Genomic DNA, 6975 nt, shown 5'->3' with positions numbered 1-6975 from the left:
ATATAATTATTTTGTTAACGACGAGGTGTTGTTCTTAAAATAGATTAGCTTGAGTTATCTAATTCAGTTTATATTTTAACACAAAAAAACAGGCCAACCATTACGGTTAGCCTGAAAATACACTTATATTTACGTATAAAACAACCACATAAATAAGATAACATAAAAAAAGAGCAGCCGCAAGGGCTACTCTCAGGTACTTGGATGTACGGATATAAGATTTTTAGCAAACCTTAAAGATAATTTATCACAAATAAAAAAGACGGTCAATTAAGACCGTCAATTTTCACATTGCCTGCAAAATGTGAGGTAAATAGTTATAACATAAGGGATATTTTCTTTATAAACCATAACATACTTTGGCTCATTTGTCACCCTAATTTTTTTAATATTTTTTGTCTTTATTAATAAAAAAGACGGTCAATTAAGACCGTCACAACTTTTAAGCGTCGTATGCAATACGCGAAAAATATACTCAGTGTGAGAGGGAACACTACTTCCTCACGAATTTAATATAACATACTAATGTTTTATACGGCAACTCATAGCCACTTAATATTTCCCCAATAAGTTTCATTTTTAATTTTTTCTTCTTTGTCAGTGATCTTACATACTGCACAATAGAAATAGGCTTTAATTGCGCCTGGCGCTTGATATTTAAATCTTATCCACCAATAGCCATCTTTTTTTATCACTTGATCAAACTTAACCCAGTCATCTTTACTATATAGCCAAGACGCTTGGTCAACTACTTCACCATTCAACCCCGCTTGACGTCGGACTTTAATCGCTCTATCTGGATAGAATGTTCCACTTAACCCCCAAGATATACGATTAACTTGTGTTTTACCTGCTAACGTACCACCGATAGGTTTGCCGTGTATAGCCCCAGCGATGTCGCGACAGTATTTCTCGGTATTCGCTCTAATGTAATCCATGTCGTTTTTGTTAGTGATAAAACCTAGTTCAGCAAGCCTATAATTGACATTTAACTCTGCTGATACATTGACATTCAACAAGTCATTACGTGGCGTCACACCTCGAATTTGACCCAAATTAGACTTAATGACGGACTGTATGCCATTGTCTATTGTGTCTGCATTAAATTTATTTGAAATAATCACATGTCCACCACTTGCACTTGCCCCCGCTGCATCTAAATGAAACTCAACAACTACATCAGGATTCTGGTTGCGCTTAAGCCAGTATAAGCCATAATCTTTTTTATTACCTAGACGTTGACCATATGCGGTGTCTTGATACATATCTTGCGACATATTAGACCCACCATACAAATAAACATCATGTCCTGCTGTGCGCAGATACTTGGCGACATTTGGCACGATGTTCTTACGTATAAAATCACGTTCATTAGTCCCATTACCAACTGCACCAGGATCATTGTACCCATGACCAGGTACAAGTGCCACTTTAAGTTTAACTGGTTTAGGTGTCTTGCTAGGTAATAGACTAGTAATAGACTTCTTCTTAGCGTAGTTCAATCTAATAAACCACATTGGGTTGTCATATTGGTGCCACCGTCTTGTAGCACTTTCCCAACCTGGACGTCCATTCACATATCCTCCACCTTGCCAATTTTGCTCGATAACTTCAAAACTATTTAATGTTGCTTTAGTTACTACCGCAACATGCCCAGAACCAGCTCCGTACCTTCCATTGAAAATAGCTATGTCACCTGGTAGCGGTAAAAAGTTAGGGGTATTTTCGTACACTGTCGCTATATCACGAAGTAAACTAGCATTGTCAGTAGGAATATCCTTAGCATACATTCCACTTAATCTGAAACCAGTCATATAATTGAAGTAACTGTTAGCGTAATCGTAACATTGGTAGCCAAAAGCCAAATCAAAGTCGTATTGCTTACCTACAGAGTTGTTAAGCCATTTTATAGCCTCATCTAAAGTTCTCATTTAATCACCTCAATAAAAGAGAACCCTTAAAGGTTCTCCTCGATTTCAACTGGTTCGACAATGTCTTTTTGAGGCATAGCACCAGTTGCTTTAATATACTTTTGTTCCGCTTTATACTTCTTCATTTTTTGGTTAGCCCATTGTGCCTCTTTAGTATTAGGGTTGTTCTTATATGCCATGTACAAGCCCATAATTGTCATTAATAAAGAGGATATATCTTCTTCACTAATAACTGGCAAAGGGTTAATGCCCTTCGTTGTTAAATACTGGTTGACCAAAGCTAAGATTAAAACAATGTAACGTGCTACTACTTTAATATCCATTCAATTCATCTCCTTAACTTAAAAAGCCGACGCATTAGCGCCGACTTTTAATCTTATTTACATTTCCCAAACCAGAAGCATGCCCAGAAGCTGTATCCAAATAACATAGCGTTCACCTCCTTAAATCCCAAATAATGTACGTAAAATTGCGATGATGATGGTACTGGCAATCGTGCCAATTACACCAAGCATCCACATTTTGAGATCTTTAATATTTTTGGCATTTTCTCTTTTGTTCTGTTCCTCTTTTAATCTGTCTTGTTTTAACTCTTCAAAAGTTCGATCGAGTTTGTCATAGACTTTTTCTTGCGTTCTTAGACTATGTTCAATATTATCCAACTTTTTAAACATATCTTTATCATTTTCTTCTAAACGCATGATTCTCCATTCGTGCTCTCGTCGTTTGATAAAACCAAACATTACGTCACCTACTTTTTTATTAAACCTCTAATGAGTCAGATTCATCTTCTCTATCTTTCTTATAGGGTTCGCCTTTTTCATCAAACGAATTACGCGTAATGTCTTGCTTCACATAATATGTTTTAGCTCCATTTTTAAAAATGCCAGCTAACATATTCTGCATTGCGCATACCTGTTTGACTTGTTCTTCATCGGTAAACTTATATGCATTAGCAGGCGAAGCACCACGCACAAAACTGTTTGAATAGTTTTGCATTAAACAGCTTTCTTCTCCTCTCTTGTCCACTTCTACTAAATAATACTCTGTTACTTTGTTTTCCATTTTTAATTCCTCCAATAAATTTATTTATAATAAAAACGCCTAACGATTATTCACCGTCAGACGCTTCATTATCCTTGTTTTGTAATTGTGTAATTAATGCCCGCAAAATTGCGTTTTCTTTTTGTAATTCTGCATTTGAAGTTGCTAGGTTATCAATAACCCATTGTGGATTAACTTGTTTGTTCATTAGAATATTCCTCCAAAATTCGTAGTATATTTTCGTATTTAAATTCTAGTTCATCACTACGTTTTATTTGCTCTTGTAGTGCTTTACCTATAGTTGAAATAAATTCATACAAGTCGATAGAATCATTATCTCTAGTAATAAATTTAGGCATTTCTCTTTCTATAATAATTCCGTGACTTTTTTGTTCATTACCATTTTGTAAGTCGGATTTATAGTTATATTCATAAAACACAGTGTCTTTTATTAACTGCGTCGCATCTACTTCCCATTTTGTTATGTTGGTTTTATATTTTTCGGAAGAATTTGAGGCAGTCTTACCATAAAATGTGTCAGCACGAACACTTTTATACCTTGTGTTGCCTCCATTATATCCGTTGTTATCAGTAACCCTCATTTCTTGTGTACCTACACCATAATAAGCGTTACCACCACTATGACTTGCCATAACTACACTATTAGTAGTGTTAACGGCTCCAACTTTAACTTGGTTATATGCCCGTGCATCATTCCACTGTCTAATTTCTAACATGCCTTGTGTGCGGATATGTTCTCGTATTTCAGCGTTTCTTACTGATATATCTCCCGTTCCAATATCTCCATCACGATTTGTAATATACACAATATTATCTGTACGCGATTTACTAAAACGTATACCTGAACCATGCTCTCCTCTTTCGTCGCTTATGTTTCCGTAGAGAATAGCACCGTCAGTGTCACTAACACTGTCATTATCTTTTACATAAAAGTAAAACTCATTTAAACCAGCACGTGTGTCTTTAAAAGGTCTAATGTATACCCCATATTGCCTTGATTCAATGTTATTAGTTAAGTTGGCTACAGTATATATCCGTGACTGATCTGATTCTAAAGCAACCGCTCCATATGTGGAATGCAAGCGTACCCCGCGTGAATTCTCGTTGTAACCTTGATAATGAAATTCTAATGTACCCGCAGTTTCACCACTAGTCGCATTCATCATTGTGGACAAGCCTTTTTCAGTCATATAAAGGTTATAACCTGTATCTTCGTTGGACACCATCAAATATCCTTCTCTGATACCAAGTGTTAAATTAGCAGAATCAGTTTTATTAGCCCATGTTCGAGTAAATCTACCTCGTGACAATACACTATTATTTTTAATTTCTAGGTAATTTACGGAATCGCCACCGCGTATGCCTATATTATTTACATTGATGTCTAATCCTTCACGAGACAAATTAATTTTATTGATAATATTTGTTTCATCAGCCTTTTTACTAACATCACCCACAAGCAGATTAAATTCTTTGTTCAGTTTAATATCCACTTTATCACCTTTAATTTTGACGCCTTGTGGTCCTACGTTAAATGACTGAATATTACTATTATCATCATAAGTAAACGTCATACCGTCTGTGGTGTTGTTGATAAATTCTGACACAACACGGTTCAACGTTTGACTGCTTGCGTTAAATACTTCACGTGATACCCGTTGCGATATTTGTTCGCCGTCTTGTAGTATTTCAGTTTTAGCAACAGACAACTTCTTATCAGTCCCACGTGTCACATCTGATGGTGCTTCAGTGTAATCAGTAGCTTTGTTTCCTTTTTCTAGTTTTAAATTACGTATTTCTACTAAGTTTGAATCACGTTGCGTGCCTAATCGTCCATCAGGTGTATATAAACCTGAATATGCCATAAATCTGTGGTCAATAATTTCAGGAGCAACAAATGTTTGAGTGACTTTAAATTTATTATTTAATATCCGTTCAATTGATTTATAGCTAGTTGTGATACGATCTTTCGAAACCGATTGACTATATAAGATAATGCCATGTTGTGCTGCATACTGAACGTCATAATCAGATAATCCGACAATTTCTAATTCATAAGAATATGTGTATTCTTCGCCAGGTGTGAGTATCTTCTTAAGATAATCAGCAGAATATATAGTTGTCGCCCAATACTTGCCTCTAAACGATTCTGTGGACGTTATAGACGAATGTACGCTATTACCATGTGTTGCACTGTCATACGCTTCAAATAAGTTCACGCCACCGATTTTAATGCTATCTAAGCCACTTTGATATTCTGCTTTAGTGACTTTATCACTGATTTGACCGGCAAGTGTCTTACGTTCTGCGTCTGCCGATTCCATGCGTTCAATTAAACCTTGTTGATTTGTTTGGTAATCAACTGATTTAACGTAATCTCTAAGTTGTTCTTTAGTATCTTCTCTCACTGCAATAACCGCTTTCTCAACTACATTAGGTTCGCCTACAAGTTGATTCTGTTCGTTCACTTGTAATCCAAATTTATCTGCAATTCCTTGAAGTGCGTCTCTAAACTTTTCTTCAGTATACTGCGATTGTAACAATTTAAATCGTTCATCAATCGCTATCTTTGCACGTTCAACCACAGTGTATAATTCTTGCATAGTTGTTCTATAATTTAAAAACAGTGTTTGTGTATCGATTAACTTACCTATAGTGGCAGTCTCATCGGTCATGCTATCTATGTTATTCTTAATGTTGTTATAAATTGATACAGTAGCGTCAAGTTTAGAATTCAATTCATCTTTTAAATCAAAGTCCACTAAATACTCACTATTCATGACATAGTGCATTTCATTCAACAACTTGCTATGTTGAATGGATAGGTTAACGAATGTGTTATTCAACTCACTATATAATGCCTTTTCGCGAGTGATTGCACCAATATCTTCGGCTTTCTCTGCCGTCGCATTAATCCATTGCCCCTCCCAGTATCGTCGTAATACTGCTACATCAGGATTACTTGTGTCTAACCACAACATATCGTTCACGGGATTTTCAGGCGGTTCAGCACCTTTAATTATTTTACGTTCGAAATATTCAAGCTTACCTTCAACCACATCTGCAACGATAGTATTCACATTAGTTAAACCGTCATTTAACTTTTGACGTATCGCATCAAGTTTTTTAGCAAATTCTGCACGTAGATCAGATTCTTTATACTCAACATAATTCCCAAATGAATAAACACTTACATTTGTTAAAGGATTATATGTTTCGGATATAACTTCACCCTCTACATATAATGCAGGGGTGAAATCCCTATCTTTTACACGCACTATGTCACCTAAACGGATAATTTCATGCGGATACGCTTTTTTAATATCTAAAGATGTAACGTCATAACTTACTGCTGCACTTTTAACTTTGTTTAGTTGAGTAGTACCTAATGTGCGTAAGCGTTGTTCCGTCATATTTTCATCTTCAGTTTCAGGTTCATAAATATCCCAAATATAACGTGTGGGTAGACCAAACTGTTTTTGTGCCTCGTCATCTTTAACAATGACTTTGATACGTTCACCATTCTCTTTCTCGGGACCTAAACATATTAAAGCAGTACGGACTTCAGATACATCAACAGAACATTTCAAACCTAATAAATCTTTACCACGTACAATTTCTTTACCTTTAAACAAAGGTTTTGGTTCTTTCAAGCTTACGTATCGTGATTTAACTTTACGGCTATTCAAATCAATGTGGAAGTCCATAACCATCTTATATGTGGTAGTTAATTGTTTAAGTACATCAAACCTTGTTTGATAGCTAGTCCACGAGGTAGTACGTGTACCGTTATATTCTGTGTCGTCACTTACTTTCCACCCTGTATCTTTCAAAACATCACTAAGTGCTTGTGTAGTAGTGTACTTTTCAAATTTATGCGGTCCATATGGTACACCCGTGGCAATATCTTCTAAATAGGATGCATTGCATTCAATCAATGAATATTTGCTTATGCTATCCCTGTCTCTTATACACATCT

5 protein-coding genes and 1 pseudogene are annotated in these 6975 nt (G+C 35.8%); all 6 read right to left on the bottom strand.

Annotated features, from left to right (window positions below; genetic code table 11):
* Window positions 1-542 precede the first annotated feature (542 nt).
* The gene (locus CD172_RS08030) at window positions 543-1931 is read right to left on the bottom strand and encodes an N-acetylmuramoyl-L-alanine amidase (protein ID WP_103346029.1); all 1389 of its coding nucleotides are present in this window, start codon (window positions 1929-1931) and stop codon (window positions 543-545) included.
* Between the two features lie 26 nt (window positions 1932-1957).
* Window positions 1958-2254: a phage holin gene (locus CD172_RS08025; protein ID WP_103346028.1), complete on the bottom strand. Its 297-nt coding sequence runs from the start codon at window positions 2252-2254 to the stop codon at window positions 1958-1960.
* Between the two features lie 120 nt (window positions 2255-2374).
* The gene (locus tag CD172_RS08020) at window positions 2375-2674 is read right to left on the bottom strand and encodes a DUF2951 family protein (protein WP_103346027.1); all 300 of its coding nucleotides are present in this window, start codon (window positions 2672-2674) and stop codon (window positions 2375-2377) included.
* Between the two features lie 19 nt (window positions 2675-2693).
* Window positions 2694-2996, bottom strand: a complete 303-nt coding sequence (locus CD172_RS08015; protein ID WP_103346026.1) for a hypothetical protein — start codon at window positions 2994-2996, stop codon at window positions 2694-2696.
* A 46-nt stretch (window positions 2997-3042) separates the two neighbouring features.
* On the bottom strand, window positions 3043-3183 hold the full coding sequence (locus tag CD172_RS12735; protein ID WP_157950547.1) for a hypothetical protein: 141 nt from the start codon (window positions 3181-3183) through the stop codon (window positions 3043-3045).
* Window positions 3184-5224: 2041 nt separating this feature from the next.
* A pseudogene (locus CD172_RS13105) lies at window positions 5225-6975 on the bottom strand (phage tail spike protein); the annotation flags it as partial.

The organism is Staphylococcus agnetis, assembly GCF_002901865.1.
GTDB classification, from domain to species: Bacteria; Bacillota; Bacilli; order Staphylococcales; family Staphylococcaceae; genus Staphylococcus; species Staphylococcus agnetis.
The sequence above is the reverse complement of the archived record's forward strand: the minus strand, read 5'-3'. Positions and strand labels throughout refer to the sequence as shown.

Bases quoted from the DNA above. Each gene is read 5' to 3' on its own strand.
- CD172_RS08015 (WP_103346026.1), bottom strand. From the start codon at position 2,996: ATGGAAAACAAAGTAACAGAGTATTATTTAGTAGAAGTGGACAAGAGA.
- CD172_RS08030 (WP_103346029.1), bottom strand. From the start codon at position 1,931: ATGAGAACTTTAGATGAGGCTATAAAATGGCTTAACAACTCTGTAGGT.
- CD172_RS12735 (WP_157950547.1), bottom strand. From the start codon at position 3,183: ATGAACAAACAAGTTAATCCACAATGGGTTATTGATAACCTAGCAACT.
- CD172_RS08025 (WP_103346028.1), bottom strand. From the start codon at position 2,254: ATGGATATTAAAGTAGTAGCACGTTACATTGTTTTAATCTTAGCTTTG.
- CD172_RS08020 (WP_103346027.1), bottom strand. From the start codon at position 2,674: ATGTTTGGTTTTATCAAACGACGAGAGCACGAATGGAGAATCATGCGT.